A 19,040-nucleotide genomic window follows, 5' to 3' on the forward strand; every position below is an offset into this window, starting at 1 on the left:
TGTCGTTCGTCAACCTTCTGGGACGATGTGGGGGGCGCCGCCGGACGCCTCGTCGGTAGGCTCGGGAGCATGGACGAGCACAATCCGTTGATTCCCGCGGGGTATGACATCGCGTGGTCTGTTGTCGCCGCGGCCGTCATCGCCCTCACCATCGTTGCTTTGATCTCGCTCGCGCGTTCGGCCAAGCGGCTCACGTCAGTGCAGGCGTTGATTTGGGTTCTTGTTGTTCTGTTCGTGCCGGTGCTCGGCTCGATTGCTTGGATGGCAGTGGGGCGCCGAACAGCTTCACTGGTGATCAGCGACGAGTCTTAGCCTCGCTGGTTCCCCGGCCCCCCAACGTTCGCTGTTCGGGCCGCCTCCACGACGGCTGAAAGATCATCCCTCGGCTGGTAGAGGGTGCCGTCGCGGAGCATGGCGAACAGGACATCTGAACGACGTCGGGCGAGGGCGAGGAGTGCCTGGTTGTGGCGTTTGCCCTGGCTGATCTTGCGGTCGTAGTAGGCGCGGGATTCGGGGTGTCGGAGCGCGGCGAACGCGGAGAGGAACATCGCGTTCTTCAGGACCTTGTTCCCGCGTCGGGAGGAGTATTCGCCGCGGATCGATGTGCCGGATCGTCGAGTGACCGGGGCGAGGCCGGCGTAGGCGGCGAGGTGCCCGGCGGTGGGGAAGTGTTTGCCGGCGACTTCGGTGAGGAGTCTAGCTGCGGTCCTGACGCCGACTCCGGGCATGCTCGTCAGGACGGGCTGAAGAGGGTGAGCGTCGACCAGCCTTTCGACCTCCGCCGCGACGTCGTCACGTTGCTTCCGCAAGGTCGCCAGCTGCGCCGCCAGGCGTGGGAGTACCAGCGCGGCGGCGTTGGTGCCGGTGACCACGACGGTCTGCTCTCCGAGCGCCTCAATGACCTCGTGCGCCCAGTCGTGCCCCTTGCGGGGCGCGAGCTTGAGCATTCGTGCAGCGATCCGTTTCTCGCCCGCCGCGCGCAGCTCGACCGGAGACGGCCAGCGCTGCAGTAGGTCGAGGATCGCGGGGTGATCCAGCCGCGGCCCGATCACGCGTTCCAGCGCCGGGTGGATCTGAGTGAGCAGTCCTCGGATGCGGTTGCCGACCTGGGTGATCTGCGCGGCGAGGTCATCGTCGAAGCCGCAGAGCATCGTGAGCTCAGCGACTTGCTCGTCCGTCACTTGGATCGAACGGAGCGTGTGCGGCATCGTGCGGGCCGTCTCGGCGATGATCGCCGCGTCCCGCGCGTCGGTCTTGGCCTCGCCCGGGTGCAGGTCGGCGATGCGGCGCATCGCCAGCCCAGGCAAGTAGCCGACTATTGCTCCGCTCGCCTGCGCAACTGCGACAGGCAACGCGCCGATCGTGGCTGGCTGGTCCACGATCAGCAGCACGTTGCCGTGCTGCTGAAGCTCGGTCAGCACAGCGCGTAGCCGTCGCTCATCGTTGGGGAGCGGCCGGTCATAGAGCTTCCTGCCGCTCCGGTCCAGAGCGACGGCGTGGTGTTCGCCCTTGCCGACATCGAGACCGATGAAGACGTCGATCTGGTCGTATCTGTCGATCTGGGTGACCACTGCTGCTCCGTTCGCTCATCGTTGACAGCGTGCGGCGGTGTGTCTCGGCATCCACGTTACGAACGACCTCGAGCGTGCTCGGGCCTGGCCCCTATCAGCGATCACCCACCGCCAACCAGGCTCGGTGACAACACCCCCCGGATCATCGAGGACAGGGGGGACCAATCATGCCGAGCCCGGCAGGCTGCCACCGCCCAGCATGCTCGCTGAGGCGGTCACGAAGAAAGTAACGGGGGGGAGGTTGGCAACTGCGGGACCGTTACGCGCGGCGAAGAGGAATCCATGACGACAGGCGATGACGACGGATGCACGTGCGGAGGCGGTGCGCCCCCGCGGGAGCAGTTCGTCGCCCTCGGGGCGGCGGCGCCTACTCGGAGCGACGCCGATACTGCGACACCGGGCCGACATCTCATCGAGCAGGCGGCGATCCCGGCGGGAACGTTCGTGATGGGGGACTCGTCGGGCGACCGCAATGCGAGTGGCGGCGCCTTCCCACGGAGGCTGAGTGGGAGTACGCGGCACGCGGTGGGTTGGATCAGGCCAAGTATCCGTGGGGCGACGACGAGGTCGACGCCGGCGGGTGGCGCGCGAACATCTGGCAGGGCGTGTTTCCTCGGACGAACACGCTCGAGGACGGATGGCTCACCACCGCTCCGGTGCGCAGCTTCGCCCCCAATGGCTACGGCCTGTGGCAGCCGGTGGGCAACGTCTGAAAATGGTGTCAGGACTGGTACTCGCCTCGGTACTACACGGAGGCGCTGGCGGTCGCCCCCACCGGCCCTGACTCGGGACAGGTACGCGTGCTGCGAGGCGGAAGCTACCTCCGCCATTCGTCGTACTCCAACCGCTACCGCAATTCGGCGCGTTCGCAGAACACCCCCGACTCGTCTATGAACAACGCCGGGTTTCGCACCGTCGCGCTCTGACGCGGCGGGATGCTCGGTCAGTCTCGCGCGAGCGCGGCGTCGTAGCGGCGCCGCGCGGCGTCGATGGCCGGGCGATGCGCGAGCGCCCACCGCGCCAACGCGGTGGCCGGCTCGATGAGCGTGCGCCCGACGTCGGTGAGTTCGTATTCGACCCGCGGTGGCACTTCGGCGTACACCGTGCGGGTCGCGAGTCCGTCGCGTTCCAGATGACGGAGCGTGAGCGTCAGCATCCGTTGAGAGATGCCCGGCACGGACTCGCGAAGTGACGAGAAGCGGCGCTTGCCCGTTCGGAGCTCCGCGATGATCAGAAGCGACCACTTGTCTCCGATCCGGTCGAGCACTTCCCGGATCGCTCTGCCATCTACCGAGGCTTCGGCGCATCCCGAGGGTGCGCCGGAATCATCGCCCGTAGGTACATCGAGGTTGCACGCTAACACCGGTGTGCCTTTTGTATCCGACGGATCGATAACAGATGATGTGGTCACGCACTAAGAGTAACCAATGCAGCCTGGAGCGTTCTCCGCGTTGCCGAATCATCGAAAGGTCGACATGCTCATCGCGCTGTGGATCCTCAACGGACTTCTTGCCCTCGTCTTCATCGCCGCCGGCGCCACCAAGCTCTTCCGCCCTAGAGCGACCCTCATCGATTCGGGGATGGGGTGGGCCACAGACTTCAGCGAGCCAGTCGTCAAGCTCATCGGAGCCGTCGAAATCCTGGGCGCGATCGGTCTGATCGTTCCGCTTCTCACCGGTATCGCGCCGGTGCTCACGCCGCTGGCAAGCGTCGGCCTTGCCATCGCGATGGTCGGTGCGATCGTCGTGCACATCCGCCGAAAGGAAGCGGCGACGTCGTCGACGGTTCTGCTGATCCTCACCGTCGCGAGTGCGGTGCTCGGATTCCTCGTCGTCGCCTGATCGGCGGCTCCGCGGCCTGTCGGCCGACAGGCCGTGCCCGCTAGGTTGGCGGCATGCAGACGAAAATCGCCGGTACGACCATGCCCGTGCTCGAAATCACGCTCGAGGCAGGTGAGCGGATCATCGCCGAGGGCGGCGATGTCGCCTGGCTGACCCCGGGCCTCGAGATGGAGACGTCGACCGGGTTCGGATCCCGCGGCAAAGGTGGCTTCATGAGCGGCCTCAAGCGGATGGTCGGCGGCGGCCAGTTGTTCCTCACCCAATACACGGCGTCGTCGAGCGGCGGGTTCGTCGCCTTCGCCGCGCAGCTTCCTGGAACCATTCGCGAACTCGCGATCGACTCTGCCGACGAGTACATGGTGCAGTCGGGCTCGTACATGGTCAGCACACCCGACGTCGAGGTATCGGTCGGAGTGCAGAAGAAGCTTGGTGCCGGAATCTTCGGCGGCGCGGGTGTGGTGTTCCAGAAGCTCACCGGCAACGGCACGGCATGGGTGCAGCTCGCGGGTGAGATCGTGGAGTACGAGCTTCAGGCCGGGCAGTCGCTGCTCATCCACCCCGGTCACCTCGCCCTCTTCGACAGCACCATGGAACTCGAGTTCGCGAGCATCAAGGGCATCAAGAACAAGCTCTTCGGTGACTCGATGTTCCTCGCGCACCTGCACGGGCCCGGGCACGTGTGGTTGCAGTCGATGACGCCCGCGAAGCTCGCCGCCTCCATCGAGCCGTATCTGCCCGACAAGTCGTCCTCGTCGTCGAACGACAACTGACGCCTCGCATAGCGGCGGCCGCACCGCTATCGACGCGTGAGCGAATGAGCGGCCTCACGTATAACCGTTCGCTGATATGTGGTGAACTGGGCGGATGACGACGGACGACGGACTGGCCGCCGCTGCCGAGCTGTTCAAGGTGCTCGGCAACCAGTCGCGCCTGCGTCTGCTGCGACTGTTGGAGCAGTCACCGCGAACGGTCGGCGCTCTGGCGGAAGCCGCGGGTCTGTCACAGCCCCTCGTTTCACAGCACTTGCGCACTCTGCGGCACGCGGGACTTGTCTCGGTGACCCGCAGCGGCAAAGAGTCCATCTACGAGGTCGCCGACCATCATGTCTCGCACGTGATCGGCGACGCACTGGAGCACGTGCACGAACCGGACGACTCGGCGCACTGATGGTCACCGGTCAGCGTGCTCTCGACGGAGCCCCGACATGAAGGTCCCCCCACGAATGAAGGCGGCACTCCTCACGCGCCACGGTGGGCCGGACGTCCTCGAGCTCGCCGAGGTCGACACTCCGACCCCCGGCCCCGGTGAGGTGCTCGTGCGCGTCGAGGCGGCCGCGCTCAACAACACCGACGTCTGGACGCGCGAGGGCGCGTACGGTGCTCCCGGTCCACCGTCCGGATGGCGTGGGTCCATCGACTTTCCTCGTATCCCAGGCGCGGACGCCGCGGGCCGCATCGTCGCTTGTGGCTCCGGTGTCGACGCAGCTCTGGTGGGGCGGAGCGTCGTGATCGATCCGTCGACCTACGACGGGGACTCGGCGGAGGCCCTCCCGTTCGTCATCATGGGCAGCGAACGCGACGGCGCCTACGCCCAATACGTCACGGCGCCCGTCGAACGGGTGCACGACATGACGTCGTCGCCGCTGTCGCTCGACGAACTCGCTGCCCTCCCGATCGCCTACGGCACGGCATTCGGCATGATCGAGCGCGCCGGCTTGCGTGCGGGTGAGACCGCGTTGATCTCGGGTGCCTCCGGCGGTGTCGGTCTCGCCGCCGTGCAGTTGGCGCACGCGCGGGGCGCGCGAGTCGTCGCCGTGAGCAGTGCGGGCAAGACGGATGCGGTGCGCTCGGCCGGTGCGGATGTCGTCATCGACCGCACGGCATCCGGAGGGATCGCCGAGCGCGTACCCGACGGTGTCGATGTCGGACTGGACGTCGTGGCGGGCTCGTTCCTTGAGGACGGATTGGCGCTCCTGCGAGACGGCGGGAGATGGGCTGTCGCCGGAGCTCTCAGCGGGTATCAGATCACGCTCGACGTGCGGGATCTCTACCTACGCAACATCCGGCTCATCGGCTCGACCATGAACACGCCCGCACACTTCGCCGCTCTGATGGACCTGGCGCGCTCGGGTGAGGTGCGTCCGGTGATCGCGGCGACCTATCCGCTGCGTGACGCGGCGGCGGCGCAGATCGCCCTCGAGCAGCGGGCTCACGTCGGCAAGATCGTGCTACACCCCCACCGAGACTGAGCGCTCACCGGCAGGCGGCGCAGACGCCGTAGACCTCCATGACGTGGCGGGTCACGACGAAACCGTGGTCTGCCGCGGTCTGGTCGATCCACGACTCGTCGGGCGGTTCGACATCTGCAGCGGTTCCGCAGTCCTCACAGATCAGGTGATGATGGTGCTCTCCCGGAGCCGTGCACGCGCGAAAAAGCTGGCCGCTTGGGTGCGCCACCGTGTCGGCTTCGCCGGTCTCGGCGAGCGCGTTGAGCTGGCGGTAGACAGTGGCCAGGCCGATCCGCGTGCCTGCCGTGGTGATGAGGTCGTGCACGCGCGCCGCCGAGACGAAGCCGTCGGCACGGTGAAGCGCATCCTGAACGATGCCGCGTTTCGCGGTCACCCGCTGTGTGCTCATTGTCTATCCCCTCTGCGCCAATCTACCGCCAGATGAAAATGATTCTCAGAACGGCGGGCGGAACGAAGTGACAATCACTCTCAACTGCATGCAAATATTGCAATGGACTTATATGTGTGGTGTCCTGGGGTGGAGACGGCGGGCCCAAGGGTCCGCGTCGCGAAGACCACCATCACCCTCCGGGTGATCGACAACGAAAGGTCAGGCACTCCATGAGCACTGACGTCCACGCGCACCACACCCTCACCGAGCACACGCACGGCGGCGACTGCGGCCACGAGGCCGTGCAGCACGGCGACCACGTCGACTACGTGCACGACGGGCACAAGCATGCGCAGCACGGCGACCACTACGACGACCACCAGGCTGTCGCCGAGCACACTGCCGCAGAGCACGCCCACGGCGACGACTGCGGCCACGAGGCTGTTCAGCACGGCGACCACGTCGACTACGTGCACGACGGACACAAGCACGCCGCACACGAGGATCACTACGACGAGCACTGACCTCGAGACGGACAGGGAGCGGGTGTGCCGAGTCGTCGGCGCACCCGCTCCCTCTTCGTCGAGGGTCGGTTTCAGCCCTGGCGTCCCTTGAAGCGCGGATTCTGCTTGTTGATGACGTAGACGCGTCCTCGGCGGCGGACGACCTGCGCGCCCGGCTGATTCTTGAGCGACTTGATCGAGGCGCGCACTTTCACTTTGACTCCTTTGATGAGAACGGTTATCAATAGATAATACTCATCGTGTGGAGGCGCAGGTATGGAAGCAGTCGACGTCGTCGCCGTCGTTGGTGCGTGCGGTCCGGAGCGACGCCGATTCGCGGCTCGGCTGGCGGCTTCGATGAGCGCGGAGCTGCTTCCCGCATCCCGACTCGAAGGATCGCCGGATCCCTGCCACGAAGCGGCCGTCCTCTCCTCTTGGACCACCGGCGCGGTCGTCGAGCTCCCGGATGAGACCCTCGTCACCGAGGCCATCGGTGCTTTCACCGAGGCGGAGGCGCGCACGAACCTCCGCGCTCTTGTGTGTGTCGTCGACGCATCGCACATCCTCGATGATCTTCAGCGCGAGGACTACCTCTCGATCCGTGATGATCACAGCGGCGTCGCCGCGATCCTGATCGCTCGTGCCGAACTGATCGTGAAGCAGATCGAATACGCGTCGGTGATCGTCCTTGTCAACTGGGCGAACGTCGAGACCCGGCCTCTCGCGATGCTCATGGCGTTGCTCAGCAGCCTTAGCCCGCGTGCGCGACTGTGGCTGCATCGTGTGGGCGGGATCCCCGTCGAACGGGGAGAGGTGTATGGAGCCGGTCAGGACCGTGCTGGATGGGTATGCGCGCTCAACGGCGACCACGATCCTCACATGATCGACGGCCGCGTCCGCGTCTATCGGTACGAAGAGCCCCGCCCCTTTCATCCAGGCCGCCTTCGAAAGCTCCTCGACCGCATCGAGGTGGGCGAGTTCGGCACTGTCGTCCGGTCGGTCGGGTTCTGTCGACTCGTTACACGCCCCTATGCCGTCGCGCATTGGGAGCATGTCGGGGGGATGTTCACCCTGCACCCGATGTCGCTCGAAACCCCCTTCGCCTCCGAGGCCGGCGTGCTCGCCGTGGGTCAGGATCTCGCGTTCTTCGGGTTCGATCTCGACATCGAAGCCCTCGGCAACGCACTCGGTGAAGCATCGCTGACCCCTGCGGAACTCGACGCGGGTCCGACGGCATGGGCGACGTTCCCCGACCCGTTCCCCGCGTGGGTCGTCGCTCCGGATCGTGCAGATTGACGCCGGCGTATCCGCGCTGCGCGTGTAGGTATTCCCAGGGGCTTGGTCTCCTGCGAGAAGAAAGGGAGAAGTGACGTGAACGGTTCATCATTCATGAAGGTCGAGTCTCGCGAACCGGCCGGGTGGTACGACGACCCGCACGGGACGGGGATGCAGCGCTGGTTCGACGGAACGGCGTGGACGCAGGTCGTCCGTGAGGTGTCGACCCCCCGCAAGAAGCCTGGCGGGTGTAGCTGCGCCTGCTGAGCGCCGTCGAGCGATCGGAATAGGTCAGTGAGGGCTGTATAGTCAGCGTATGCTGACTATTGGAACCCGCGTCGACGTCATGACACGACTCGGCCGGGCGATGTCCGATGCCACGCGCGCTCGCATTCTGCTCGAACTGCTCTCTGGGCCGGGCTATCCCGCACAGCTGGCTGAGACTCTCAGCCTCACGAGAACGAACGTCTCCAATCACCTCGCATGCCTGCGTGGGTGCGGGATCGTCGTCGCTCTGCCCGAGGGGCGTCAGACCCGGTACGAGATCGCCGATGCGCATCTGACCCGCGCCATCACGGTTCTGGTCGACGCGGTCATCGCCTTCGACGACGACGCTACGTGCGCCGAAGAACACTGCACGGTCGAAGGATGCTGCGTGCCCGCCGCCGACGCCCTGCCCGAGGCTGCTCGGTGAGCGAGGAGTGCTGCGCCCCTCCGCCACCGGCGTCGTCGGACGACGCGGACTCGGTTCGCGTCCGCCCGCCCTGGTGGCGTGACCCTGCGCTGATCCCGTCGGTCACCTCGGGCATCTTCCTGGCTGCAGGAACCGTCGCGGAAGTGACCGGAGCGGAAGCGATCGCGGTCTGGGTGCTCGGAGCTTCGCTGCTCGCCGGCGCGTGGACGTTCGTGCCCGGCGCGATCCGCGCACTGGTGCGGGGCCGCCTGGGCGTCGGGCTTCTCATGACGATCGCCGCCGTCGGTGCGGTCCTGCTCGGGCATGTGGGTGAAGCAGCGGCACTGGCCTTCCTCTTCTCGCTCGCCGAGACGCTCGAAGACCGCGCGATGGACCGTGCCCGGGAGGGGCTGCGAGCCCTCCTGACGCTGATACCCGCGACCGCACGTGTCTCGCGATCGACGGGAGATGTGACCATTCCCGCCGCCGAGGTGCGGATCGGCGACGTTCTCACCATCGGGGCGGGCGAACGGGTGGCGACGGACGGCATCGTCATTTCGGGCCACTCGAGCGTCGACACCTCCGCCGTCACCGGCGAATCGATCCCCGTCGACGTCGCGCCCGGCGATACCGTACCGGCGGGGGCGATCAACGGTTCGGGAACGTTGCGCATCGACGCCACCCACGACGGGCGCGACAACTCCCTCACACAGATCGTCGCGCTCGTCGAAGGGGCTCAGGCGCGCAAGGGTCAACGCGCGCGGATCGCCGACCGCATCGCGCGTCCCCTGGTGCCCGCCGTCCTGATCGTCGCGGCACTCGTCGCGCTGTTCGGGGTGATCATCGGTGACCCGCAGACCTGGACCGAGCGCGCGCTCGTCGTGCTGGTCGCCGCCTCACCGTGCGCACTCGCGATCGCCGTGCCGGTGACCGTCATCAGTGCGATCGGCGCGGCGTCACGCTTCGGTGTCGTGATCACGTCGGGGGTTGCGTTCGAGCAGATGGGCGCCATTCGCACGGTTGCGTTCGACAAGACCGGAACCCTCACGCGCAACGAACCCGTCGTCGTCGAGGTGGTGACCGCGTCCGGCGTCACCCGCGAGGACGTCGTCTCGTACGCGGCGGCGCTCGAGACGGCGAGCAGCCATCCTCTGGCGGCCGCGATCGTGGCCGCGGCGACCGCGATCCCCGCGGCGACGCACGTGTCCGAGCAGCCGGGCCTCGGTGTCTCCGGCCGTGTCGAGGGCCGCGCGGTGCGAGTGGGAAACACTCGGTGGCTCGAATCGGGCGCACTCGCGGGTGACGGAGAAGCGATGGCCGCGAGCGGCCAGACCGTCGTCGCCGTCGACATCGACGGCTCACCCGCTGGGCTCATCGGCATCCGGGACGAACTGCGCCCCGAAGCCGCCGAAGCCGTGCGGATGCTCGGTGCTCAGGGCATCCGCACGATCATGCTCACCGGCGACAACCCCCGCACCGCCCACGCGATCGCTCGGGAAGCGGGAATCGACGAGGTGCGTGCCGAGCAGTCACCCGCCGACAAGGCCGACGCGATCGATGGGTTCAGGTCTGACGCACCGACCGCGATGGTCGGCGACGGCATCAACGACGCACCCGCGCTCGCGTCGGCGACCGTGGGCATCGCGATGGGGGTGAGCGGCGCCGCGGTGGCGGTCGAGTCTGCCGACGTCACGTTCACCGGCCACGACCTGCGACTGCTTCCTCTTGCGCTCGCGCACGCACGCCGAGGTCGCCGCATCATGACCGCGAACATCGCACTCGCGCTGCTGATCATCGCGGCGCTGTTCCCCCTCGCGCTGTTCGGCGTCTTGGGTCTTGCCGCCGTCGTGCTCGTGCACGAGGTCGCCGAGGTGGTCGTGATCCTCAACGGCGTGCGCGCCGCGCGCCGTCCCGCCTCCCTGCGCCGGATCGACGCCGCGCCGGCATCTGCCGAGCCGAACGGGAATCGCCTGCTGCCGCGCGTCTGACGCTCAGGGGCCGTTGGGGTCGTCGTCACCGTCGGCGGGGATGACCGTGACGACGACGGGTGCGACGGTGAGATCGAGGGTGACAGAGTCGCCGACGGACTCCTGCAGCGCGTCGTGCAATGCGGCGGGAGCCGGGGGATCGCCGGGGCCGGTGATCGTCACGTCGATCGTCGATCCGTCGACGGAGACCGAGGTGATGATGAACTCGGTGTCGTCTCCCAGCCAATCCTCGACCGTGTTCTGTACGTCGCGTTCACGACTCTGCGACTGCAGTTGGCCCTCGGATGCGGTCATGAGGGGCAAGAGGATGATGCCGGCCAGCACGAGAAACGGGGTGACCGTCTTCAGCAGTTGCCGGGGTCGGTTTCGCAGCGCGAAGGGCCGGGCGAAGCCGGTGAGCACGAAGACCGCTGCGGCGGAGAGGACGATCGCGACGAAGTTGGTGAGAAACAGGAGCGTCGCGCCGGCGGCGTCGTCGAAGCGGCCGCCGTTGAGGCTCACCCCGACCACCGCGAGCGGCGGAACGAGCGCGACCGCGATGGCCACACCCGCGATTCCGCTGGCGACACGGGCGTTCACCGTCGCGAACGCGCCCGCAGCACCGGCGGCGATCGCGATCAGCATGTCGATCGTGTTCGGGTTGACCCGCGAGACGATCTGCGCATTCGTCGAGAACGAGATCGCCACCGGAGCCCAGGCGGTGATGCCGTACGCGAGCACGATGGCGACGACCGCGCCGGCGAGAACGAGACCTCCGCTGTGGAACGCCCGTCTGCCCCATCCGTTCACCAGCGCCCCCGCAAGACCCAGGATCGGGGTCATGAGCGGGGCGACGAGCATGGCCCCGATGATCACCGCGGTCGAATCCGCCAAGACGGCGAAGGTGGCGATCGCCACCGAGAGCACGAGCATCACCCACCAGGTGCCCAGTTTCGTGAGCTTCTCGGGGTTCTCGAAGTACAGACCGGATGCCTGCTCCGCGCGGGTCTTGCGCCCGACGTCCGAGGCTTCGATCCAGTTCCACAAGACCTGGGGGAGGGTCGCCGTCGCCGGGTCGAGGTGTGACCGCTCGATGGTGTGCCGGAGCGTCCAGGCGATGAGAATGAGCCCGAGCACGATCGCCCCGACCGCTGCGGCGACGATGACGCTCGACACGATCGAGCCGGGCACGAGGTAGGCCAACACGCCGACGACGATCGCCAGGGCGCCACCGGCGAGACCCGGGAGGGGATCGCGCTCACGCCGCCTGATCAGTGCGGAGATGATCGCGATGACACCGCGCAGGCCGATGTAGATGCCGACGACGCCGACGGCGATCGTGAGTGTCGTCTCGCCCCCACCGACATAGGCCAGGAAACCCATGATCGCGGCGAGCCCGAGCACCGCGACGCCGCGAGGTGCGGCGAGCCAGCGGCTGATCCGGCGACCGAACCACCGGTGACCCGTCACCGCGTACCAGAGGTCCATCAGGGCGCTGGCCGCGAGGAGCGCGATCACCAGACCCGTCACCAATCGCGTCGTCGCGTTCGGCAACAGCAGGATCACTGTGCCGGCGCCGACGGCGATGAGCCCGCGCAGCGCGACGGTGTTGGAGAGGGCGGCGATGATCCGGCGGACCTGCGCGCGCACGTCGGTGCTCGCTGTGCTTGCTGTCAGGTTCTCGTCGTCGACCTGCTCGTCGCTCGCCACGATCGTGTCCCCTTCCGGATGTCGCCAGCATAGAGCGGGCGCAGCATCGTCGGTGACGGGTCAGATCACGGGGTGCCGAGGATCTCCTCGAGTCGCTCGATCGGGTCGTACAGTCCCGAGTCGAGGATCCACGTCTGCAACTGCTTGTCGAAGCCGATGATCACGGCGATCCCGACGAGGACGAACAGGATGCCGATAGTGCGACGGAACCATCCTTCGGGGTCGGCGAGCCAGCCCATCTTGCGCACGACGGTGCGTCCGAGGAGCGCGATGGCCAGGAGCATCCCGCCGAGGCCCACCGCATAAGCGATGACGTAGACGACACCTTCGGCGAACGACACCGGCAACACGGTGGCGACGATGAGTGCGTAGGTGGGGCTGCAACTCGAGAACACCGGCCCGAGCGCGGCGCCGGTGAGGATGTCGCCGCCGATGCTCCCGCGGGCGATCGACTTGTCGAGCATCGCGTTGCTCTTGGACCCGAGACCAGCGGCCGCCGAGACGCGATCCCACAGCTGCGGAAAAAGCAGGTTCACTCCGAGAACGATGATGATCGCGCCTGAGATGATCTGCCACACCTGCGGAGGGATGCCGAGCAGCGCCGTCGTCGCCTTCAGCAGAAGGGTGAACACCACGACACTCACGGCGAGCGAGATGGCGATCACATAGGGGCGAAGGCGCGCACGTCGCGCATCTTGGTCACCGACCATCGAGCCGCCCACGACGACCGGCAGGAGCGGTAGGACGCAGGGAGCGGCGACGGTGAGGATGCCGGCTGCGAGACTGAGAAGAAGCGTTCCCGCCACGGTGGTCTCAGTGCTCTCAGGGCATCGCTGCCACGAGCGACGCCACCGAAGGGTCCTCGTAGAGCACGGTGCTCGAGATCTCGTTGCCGTCGTCGTCGACGAAGACGATCGTCGTCTGCAGGGTCACGCCGTACTTCTGTCGCAGATCGGTGCGTTCGTCGTAGTCGACCTTGAAGATCGTCAGCCCGTCGGGGGCGCCTTCGGCGACCAACTCCTCATCGAGCTGCCGACAGTTCGGGCACCACGTGGCGTGGAAGAACAGCGCTTTCGGCCCTGCCGTGCTCTCGATCGCCCCGTCGGTGTAGTCGAGGTAGGCGCCGGCCGTCGTCGCGGCGGCGTCTGCGTCCGACTCCTCCGATTCGGTGTCGACCATCTCGTCTTCGGAGTGCTCCGGGGTCGCGGATGCGGCGGCCGCAGGTGCGGCATCCGTCTCCATCGTCTCGGGGTTGCCGGCGCATCCTGCCAGCAAGATCAGTGCAGACAGTGCTGCAGCGGTTGCCGTGGTCTTCGCGATTTTCATCGTCGTGGCCAATCGTCAGGGGCTCCCGGTCGGGCTCCGGTGTATCGGTACGCTACCCCGGCCCGAGAGGGCCCCGGCCCGTTCGGAGCGGATACCCAGGTGCTGTCCACCGTTCGGTCGGAACAGCGACCCACAAGGGTCCTCATCTGGCAAGGTGTACTCGGGCAGTGGCGTCCGTCGCCCGCCCGTTCACCGAGGGGGAGTGGCATGGAAGTTGCGGGAGCCGTCGGCATCCTGATCATCATCGGAATCGCGGTCGTCGTCGCGATCGTCGTGGGACTGATCGTCTTGCTGTTCGCGCGGAGCTGGATCAAGGTCGCTCGTGCCGACGAGGCGCTGGTCATCTCAGGCCGCAAGCAGAAGGTCCAGAGCACGGTCGTCTCGGCCGACGGGGCCAGCCGTTCAGAGATGTCCGAGTCGCCGGTGACGGTGATCGTCAACGGCAAGTCGCTCGTGAACCCGATCACCCAGCGTCACGAGATCATCTCGCTGCGCTCGCGGCAGGTGTCGCTCAACGCCGAAGCACAGTCCCTCGACAACGTCACCCTCAACGTCGACGGTGTGGCGATCGTGAAAATCGGTTCGGATCCGCTGTTCGTTCGCCGCGCCGCGGAGCGATTCGCGTCGCAGGACACCGCCATCGAACAGTTCACCACCGAGCAGCTCGAGGGTGCCCTGCGCGGCATCGTCGCGACGCTGTCGGTCGTCGAGCTCATGCGCGAGCGCAAGAAGTTCTCGGACCAGATCGCCGCGGACGTCTCCCACGAGCTTGCCGAGCAGGGTCTCATCCTCGACTCGTTCCAGATCAAGGGGATCACCGACCAGGTCGGCTACATCCAGTCGCTGGGCGCTCCCGAAATCCAGGCCAAGCGTCAGGCCGCGGAGATCGCCGAGACGAACGCCGACCGTGCGATCAATCAGAAGATCATCACCAACCAAGAGGCGAACCTCGTCGAGCAGACCGCGCTCGACACCAACACCGCCAACGCCAATGCCGGCATCGGTCGTGCGCGTGCCGAGGCGGAGCAGGCCGAGAACCTCGCCCGCGCGCAGGCCGAACAGGCGGTGCTGCAACAGCAGGCCGAGAACAGGCAGGCGCAACTGGATGCCGACGTCAAGCGCGTCGCCGACGCGCAGCGGTACGAGTCCGAGACGCGCGCGCAGGCCGATCTCTACACGCGCGAACGGGCGGCCGAGGCCGCCGCGATCGAGCAGGTCAAGCAGGCCGAGGCGCGCACGCGCATCGCCGAGCAGCAGGCCGAGGCAGACAAGGCCCGCGCCGCCGGTGAAGCGTCGGCAGCCGAGGCGAAGGCCGCCGGTGAAGCGAGCGCGCTGCGGGCGCTGGCGGATGCCGAGGCGACCGCGCGTCGACTGCGCGCCGACGCCGAAGCCGCGGCGATCCGCGCCGAAGGCCAGGCGCGCGCCGAGACTCTCGAGGCCGAGGCCCAGGCCATCGCCTCGAACCAGGAGGCATTCCTCTCACAGCGCCTGCTCGACGTGCTGCCGTCGGTCATGGCCGAGTTCTCCAAGGGCTACTCGACGATCGGCAACGTGTCGATCATCGGCGCCTCGGGGGAGGACGGCGCCTCGGGCGTCGTCGGTGGCGACACCGCCAAGGCGATGCGCTCTGTCTTCGACAGCGTCGAAGCGGCGACCGGCCTCGACCTCGCCGCGATCATCCAGGGCCAGGCCGTCGGCCGCGGCATCGGCGCCGGTATTGCAGATGCGGGCGCGTCGGGCGAGGGCACGGGAGCGGCGGCCGGGCCGAAGCGCGCCGCCACATCTCCGGCCGAGGGGGCGGCGCCCGCCGCGGCGGAGGACCCGACGAAGGACTGATCCGCAGCGCTGTTCGTCTGCGGGCGCGGAACCGTCGGGCGCGGCCCCGGATCCGGCGTCAGGCTGGGAGGCTCCCGCCCGCGCCGTCGGCGAGGGCGGCGTCGGTGCGGCGTCGTTTGATCTCCAGCGCCCGGCCGATTTCGGTGGCCAGCGCCGGGCGGGTGCGCAACAGTTCGTCGACGGCCGTGAGTGGAACGGTGAGTATCGTCACGACGCCGTCCGCGCGCGCGGTCTCGCGCGCGGGCTCGCGGGTGAGGGCCCCGTGACCGACGAAGTCGCCGGACTCGACGACGGTGAAGGGTGCGGCATCCGCCAGCGACAATGTGACCTCGCCGTCGATGATGAAACGCACCTCGTCGGGGAGTTCGTCGAGGGCGAGGACGATCTCACCCGCGCCGTACTGTTCGAGGCGGGCGTCGGCGCGCACGAGTTCGCGGCCCTCGTCGTCGATCTCGAGCGCGGCGCCCACGAGTCGCACCGCGCGGTCGAACATCGCATCGTCGATCTCGCCGGCTGCCTCACCGTCGAGGGACAGACGGCGGCGTCGGGCGGCGTACCACAGGCGTGAGTGAAAGGCCGACAACGCTTCGTCGGCCACCGCAGGACTCATGAGCGCGATACCGACGTGGTACTCGCCTGCGCCCCGATACGTGATGTCGGCCGGTTGCGCGGCGACCCGATGCGGTACGGATGCTGCGACATGCCCGAGCACGGCGGTGACGTCGTGCGGAGCGTCGCCCGAGGCGAACATGACGGTCGTCGTGGCGACGTGTGGGCCTGCCGGCCGACTGCGGTTCGTGAAGGACATCGTCGAGAGTTCAGAACTCGGGACGACCTGGATACCCGAACCGGTGTCGAGGTGCACTGCCCGCCAGTTCATCTCGATGACCCGACCCCGGACCGTGCTGAGAATACCTTCGAGCTCGAGCCAGTCGCCGAGCTTGAACGGCTGCTCGAACAACAGCAGCAGCCCCGAGATGATCCCGCCCACGGCGTTCTGGAGCGCGAGGCCGAGGATGATCGACGTCACCCCGAGCGCGGCGATCAGGCCACCGACGTCGGCGCCCCACACCCACTGGAACAGGAGGGCGACACCCACCACGACGAGGATCAGTCGCGCGATCTCGACGAAGATCGACGGGAACCGCCGTCGCCACGACCCGGCGCGCGCGTTGGTGAACAGCGCGACGTTGAAGGTCGAGAGCAGCAACAAGATGACGAGGAAGCCGAGCACCGTCGCGACCACCCGGACCGCAACGTTCTCGGCCGGTGAATTGAGCGCGAAGATGAGGAGGGCGAGCAGGCCCGTGACGGGGATCACCCAGTTGCGCAACAGGCGGACCGGTCGGGCGGCGGGGCTGTTGCGGCGGGTCAGCGCGCCGAGGACTTCCGTGAACACGACGAGAAGGACGGGGATGCCGACGGCGATGGCCGCCGCCCACCACGCCCACGATGCGTCGACGCCGATGTCGATCACGACTCGTCGAACCTCCACACCGCGCTCGGCGTGCCGTCGACGTGGACGGTGCCGGCTTCGGCGAAGGTGTACGAGCCGTGAAGCCGGGTGCGCACGGCGTCGCTGACGTAGATGCCGGGTTCGCCGGTCACCTCGCGCACACGGTAGGCGAGGTTCACCGCCTCACCCCACAAGTCGTAGGCAAGGTTCGTGCGGGCGACGATCCCGCTCGTGACCGCACCCGTCGCGACGCCGGCACGCAGGGACAGATCGCCGCCCTGCTGGGCGGTGAAACGCTGCACCACGATGCGCATCTCGCGAGCGAACTCGACGCTGCGTCGCACGTTGTCGACACGGGGCGCCACGAGCCCCGACGACGCGAGATACCCGCCCCGGAGCGTGCGGACGCTCTCGACACCCACTCGCTCGGCGGCCTCGTCGAACCCGCGCATGAGGGCGTTGAGCGCGGCGGTCTCTTCTTCGACGGTGAGCCCGGCGGCGAAGTCATCGAAGCCGACGATCTCGCCGAACACCACCGAGACGTCTTCATGCTCCTCGGCGATCGTCTCCTCGCCGCGGCGGTAGCGCTCGGCCACGCTGTCGGGCATGAGCGTGCGCAGGAGCTCCTCGTTCTCCGTGCGCTGCCGGTCGATGAGCTGCTGTTTGATGCGCAGGCTTCCGGCCATGTCGTTGAAAGCTTCCCCGAGATCGCCGAACTCGTCACGCGACTCTGCAGGCACGTGCACGTCGAGTTCGCCCGCCGACACCCGCCGCACAGCGTTGACGAGCGAGCGCAGCGGACGCGTCAGCACTTGCGCCAACAGCAGCGAGGCGACGCTGACGGCCAAGAGGATGCCGAGGGTCGACAGGACGAGGTTGCGAGTGAACTCGCTCACGGGGGCGAATGCCTCGGTGGATCGCGTGTGTGCCACGGCCACCCAATCGAGCCCGGCAACCTCTACCGGGGTGTACGCGGTGAGACTTTCGCGTCCGTTGAACGACTCCGACACACTGGTGCCCGTCGCGCCGCTGAGTGCGGCATCCACCGACACGGTCTCGACCGGTTGGAGCAGGACGGTGTGACCGGCGGAGCGGATCTGGTCGGCCGTGGCTTGTGCGGTGTCGTTGGCGACGATGTCGGCCAAATACTGCTCGGGGCCTTCGATGAGTCCGCGCGCGGTGCTGCGCATCAACCGGTCAGGACCGGCCAGGTACACCTCCCCGGTTTCACCCAGCCCCTGTTCGGCCCACGAGAAGTCGCCTGTCATCACCGCGTCGATCGTGTCGACGGCGATCTGGACGGCCAGAACTCCGGTGATGTCCTCGTCGTCACCGATCGGCGACATCACCCACATCGTCGGCTCGCCGAGCGAGGGGATCCACCGCTCGAAATCGGTGACGGCGACGGTCTCGACCGAGTTCGACGCAACGACGTCGCGGTAGGCATCCGCGAACAGGGATTCGCGGTAGGGGCCGTCGTCGAGGTTGGTCCCGAGGTCGACGCCCTTGTACGCCGAGAACACCACGTCGCCGTCGAGATTGAGGACGAGCACATCCTCGTAGCCGATTTCGTCGACGAGCCGCGACACGTAGCCGCCGTGCTCGCCCGCTGCCGCTGAGAAGGGCGTGCCGTCGGCGCTGTTGTCGATCGTGAGAGCAGTCGCGAAGTCGGGGAACTGGATCGTGTAGTGGTACTGCAGCCATTGGCCTGCGGCGGATTCGGGGATGAAGGCGGTGTCGCTGTAGGGCGCGCCCGTGCGGATTTCGAGCTCAGGCACGAAGACGTCGGCGTAATACGCCTCGAGCTCGGCCTCTTGCGCGGGTGTGAGCTGTCGGGTCTGCAGGTCGTCCCACGCGGCGTTGAGCTCTTCGGAGAGCATCTGGGCGCTGCGGTTGCGGGAGTTCAACTCGACCGTTTGCTGGATGCTGCGCATCTCGCTCTCGATCTCGCCGACGCGCAGTTCTCGGATCGTGGTCAGCTGGTCGATCGCGGCCTCACGCAGCGAGTCGCGGCCGCTCACGAACCCGATCGCGCCGATCACCACGGACGACACGAGGCTGACCGCGAGCATCATGATGAGCAGCTTCGACTGAATGCTCAGGCCCGCGCGGCGACGCTTCGTGCGGCGGTGGGGCGCTTCCCCGGATTCAGCGCGCGGCGGCCCGTCGGCGACGGCATCGGCGGCAGTCATCTCGCCTCCTGTCTCGTCGCGTGTCATCGGTGGCGTGCCATCGCCAGACGAGGCGAGGCGCGTCGGTCACAT

At 67.5% G+C, this 19,040-nt stretch carries 20 protein-coding genes and 1 pseudogene; 12 read left to right on the plus strand and 9 right to left on the minus strand.

The window, feature by feature from the left end:
* The first annotated feature begins 69 nt into the window (after positions 1 to 69).
* Positions 70 to 312 (plus strand): PLDc N-terminal domain-containing protein, encoded by a 243-nt coding sequence (locus ACFQZV_RS03910; RefSeq protein ID WP_378750657.1) that lies wholly within the window; start codon positions 70 to 72, stop codon positions 310 to 312.
* Here ACFQZV_RS03910 and ACFQZV_RS03915 read toward each other — a convergent pair.
* A complete protein-coding gene (locus ACFQZV_RS03915) occupies positions 309 to 1,559 on the minus strand; it encodes an IS110 family transposase (protein ID WP_378750887.1) in 1,251 nt (416 codons plus the stop codon). The two genes, ACFQZV_RS03910 and ACFQZV_RS03915, sit on opposite strands and share 4 nt — an antisense overlap.
* A gap of 485 nt (positions 1,560 to 2,044) precedes the next feature.
* On the opposite strand from ACFQZV_RS03915, the pseudogene ACFQZV_RS03920 reads away from it, so the two are divergent.
* A pseudogene (locus ACFQZV_RS03920) lies at positions 2,045 to 2,497 on the plus strand (formylglycine-generating enzyme family protein); the annotation flags it as partial.
* A gap of 17 nt (positions 2,498 to 2,514) precedes the next feature.
* Here the strand turns inward: ACFQZV_RS03920 and ACFQZV_RS03925 are convergent.
* Positions 2,515 to 2,838, minus strand: a complete 324-nt coding sequence (locus tag ACFQZV_RS03925; protein ID WP_378750655.1) for a winged helix-turn-helix transcriptional regulator — start codon at positions 2,836 to 2,838, stop codon at positions 2,515 to 2,517.
* 160 nt (positions 2,839 to 2,998) lie between these two features.
* Here ACFQZV_RS03925 and ACFQZV_RS03930 point away from each other — a divergent pair, with 160 nt between their 5' ends.
* The 4 genes from ACFQZV_RS03930 to ACFQZV_RS03945 all read left to right on the plus strand — a co-directional run bounded on the left by ACFQZV_RS03930 (position 2,999) and on the right by ACFQZV_RS03945 (position 5,660).
* Entirely contained in the window at positions 2,999 to 3,412 is a 414-nt protein-coding gene (locus tag ACFQZV_RS03930; RefSeq protein ID WP_378750653.1) for a DoxX family protein, read from the plus strand.
* Positions 3,413 to 3,465: 53 nt separating this feature from the next.
* Positions 3,466 to 4,182 (plus strand): TIGR00266 family protein, encoded by a 717-nt coding sequence (locus tag ACFQZV_RS03935; RefSeq protein ID WP_378750651.1) that lies wholly within the window; start codon positions 3,466 to 3,468, stop codon positions 4,180 to 4,182.
* A 94-nt stretch (positions 4,183 to 4,276) separates the two neighbouring features.
* Positions 4,277 to 4,579 (plus strand): ArsR/SmtB family transcription factor, encoded by a 303-nt coding sequence (locus tag ACFQZV_RS03940; RefSeq protein ID WP_378750649.1) that lies wholly within the window; start codon positions 4,277 to 4,279, stop codon positions 4,577 to 4,579.
* Between the two features lie 37 nt (positions 4,580 to 4,616).
* A complete protein-coding gene (locus tag ACFQZV_RS03945; RefSeq protein ID WP_378750647.1) occupies positions 4,617 to 5,660 on the plus strand; it encodes a zinc-binding dehydrogenase in 1,044 nt (347 codons plus the stop codon).
* A 4-nt stretch (positions 5,661 to 5,664) separates the two neighbouring features.
* Here ACFQZV_RS03945 and ACFQZV_RS03950 read toward each other — a convergent pair whose 3' ends face one another.
* Positions 5,665 to 6,048, minus strand: a complete 384-nt coding sequence (locus tag ACFQZV_RS03950; protein WP_378750645.1) for a Fur family transcriptional regulator — start codon at positions 6,046 to 6,048, stop codon at positions 5,665 to 5,667.
* A gap of 212 nt (positions 6,049 to 6,260) precedes the next feature.
* Here ACFQZV_RS03950 and ACFQZV_RS03955 point away from each other — a divergent pair, with 212 nt between their 5' ends.
* Complete coding sequence (locus tag ACFQZV_RS03955; RefSeq protein WP_378750643.1) at positions 6,261 to 6,554, plus strand: hypothetical protein; 294 nt, start codon at positions 6,261 to 6,263, stop codon at positions 6,552 to 6,554.
* Between the two features lie 71 nt (positions 6,555 to 6,625).
* On the opposite strand, the gene ykgO is transcribed toward ACFQZV_RS03955, so the two are convergent.
* Complete coding sequence (gene ykgO / locus ACFQZV_RS03960) at positions 6,626 to 6,748, minus strand: type B 50S ribosomal protein L36 (protein ID WP_105567245.1); 123 nt, start codon at positions 6,746 to 6,748, stop codon at positions 6,626 to 6,628.
* A gap of 61 nt (positions 6,749 to 6,809) precedes the next feature.
* On the opposite strand from ykgO, the gene ACFQZV_RS03965 reads away from it, so the two are divergent.
* The 4 genes from ACFQZV_RS03965 to ACFQZV_RS03980 all read left to right on the plus strand — a co-directional run bounded on the left by ACFQZV_RS03965 (position 6,810) and on the right by ACFQZV_RS03980 (position 10,469).
* Positions 6,810 to 7,829 carry a GTP-binding protein gene (locus ACFQZV_RS03965; RefSeq protein WP_378750640.1) on the plus strand — a complete coding sequence of 340 codons (1,020 nt, stop codon included), beginning with the start codon at positions 6,810 to 6,812 and terminating at the stop codon, positions 7,827 to 7,829.
* 75 nt (positions 7,830 to 7,904) lie between these two features.
* The gene (locus tag ACFQZV_RS03970) at positions 7,905 to 8,075 is read left to right on the plus strand and encodes a DUF2510 domain-containing protein (RefSeq protein WP_378750638.1); all 171 of its coding nucleotides are present in this window, start codon (positions 7,905 to 7,907) and stop codon (positions 8,073 to 8,075) included.
* A 49-nt stretch (positions 8,076 to 8,124) separates the two neighbouring features.
* Positions 8,125 to 8,502: a Cd(II)/Pb(II)-sensing metalloregulatory transcriptional regulator CmtR gene (cmtR, locus tag ACFQZV_RS03975; RefSeq protein WP_378750636.1), complete on the plus strand. Its 378-nt coding sequence runs from the start codon at positions 8,125 to 8,127 to the stop codon at positions 8,500 to 8,502.
* On the plus strand, positions 8,499 to 10,469 hold the full coding sequence (locus tag ACFQZV_RS03980; RefSeq protein WP_378750634.1) for a heavy metal translocating P-type ATPase: 1,971 nt from the start codon (positions 8,499 to 8,501) through the stop codon (positions 10,467 to 10,469). The genes cmtR and ACFQZV_RS03980 overlap by 4 nt, the downstream gene beginning before the upstream one ends.
* Before the next feature lie 3 nt (positions 10,470 to 10,472).
* Here the strand turns inward: ACFQZV_RS03980 and ACFQZV_RS03985 are convergent, their stop codons facing one another.
* The 3 genes from ACFQZV_RS03985 to ACFQZV_RS03995 form a co-directional block, all read right to left on the minus strand.
* The gene (locus ACFQZV_RS03985; protein ID WP_378750632.1) at positions 10,473 to 12,158 is read right to left on the minus strand and encodes a DUF389 domain-containing protein; all 1,686 of its coding nucleotides are present in this window, start codon (positions 12,156 to 12,158) and stop codon (positions 10,473 to 10,475) included.
* A gap of 65 nt (positions 12,159 to 12,223) precedes the next feature.
* Entirely contained in the window at positions 12,224 to 12,964 is a 741-nt protein-coding gene (locus ACFQZV_RS03990) for a cytochrome c biogenesis CcdA family protein (protein ID WP_378750630.1), read from the minus strand.
* A 16-nt stretch (positions 12,965 to 12,980) separates the two neighbouring features.
* On the minus strand, positions 12,981 to 13,484 hold the full coding sequence (locus ACFQZV_RS03995; RefSeq protein ID WP_378750628.1) for a thioredoxin family protein: 504 nt from the start codon (positions 13,482 to 13,484) through the stop codon (positions 12,981 to 12,983).
* 207 nt (positions 13,485 to 13,691) lie between these two features.
* Between ACFQZV_RS03995 and ACFQZV_RS04000 the strand changes: the two genes are divergently transcribed.
* The gene (locus ACFQZV_RS04000; protein ID WP_378750626.1) at positions 13,692 to 15,320 is read left to right on the plus strand and encodes an SPFH domain-containing protein; all 1,629 of its coding nucleotides are present in this window, start codon (positions 13,692 to 13,694) and stop codon (positions 15,318 to 15,320) included.
* Positions 15,321 to 15,378: 58 nt separating this feature from the next.
* Here the strand turns inward: ACFQZV_RS04000 and ACFQZV_RS04005 are convergent, their stop codons facing one another.
* Positions 15,379 to 16,797 carry a mechanosensitive ion channel domain-containing protein gene (locus tag ACFQZV_RS04005; RefSeq protein ID WP_378750624.1) on the minus strand — a complete coding sequence of 473 codons (1,419 nt, stop codon included), beginning with the start codon at positions 16,795 to 16,797 and terminating at the stop codon, positions 15,379 to 15,381.
* Positions 16,794 to 18,968 carry an adenylate/guanylate cyclase domain-containing protein gene (locus ACFQZV_RS04010; protein WP_378750622.1) on the minus strand — a complete coding sequence of 725 codons (2,175 nt, stop codon included), beginning with the start codon at positions 18,966 to 18,968 and terminating at the stop codon, positions 16,794 to 16,796. Before ACFQZV_RS04010 ends, ACFQZV_RS04005 begins: the two co-directional genes overlap by 4 nt.
* Positions 18,969 to 19,040: the final 72 nt, after the last annotated feature.

The sequence above is a fragment of the Microbacterium koreense genome (assembly GCF_042677105.1).
In the GTDB taxonomy this organism is placed as follows: domain Bacteria; phylum Actinomycetota; class Actinomycetes; order Actinomycetales; family Microbacteriaceae; genus Microbacterium; species Microbacterium koreense.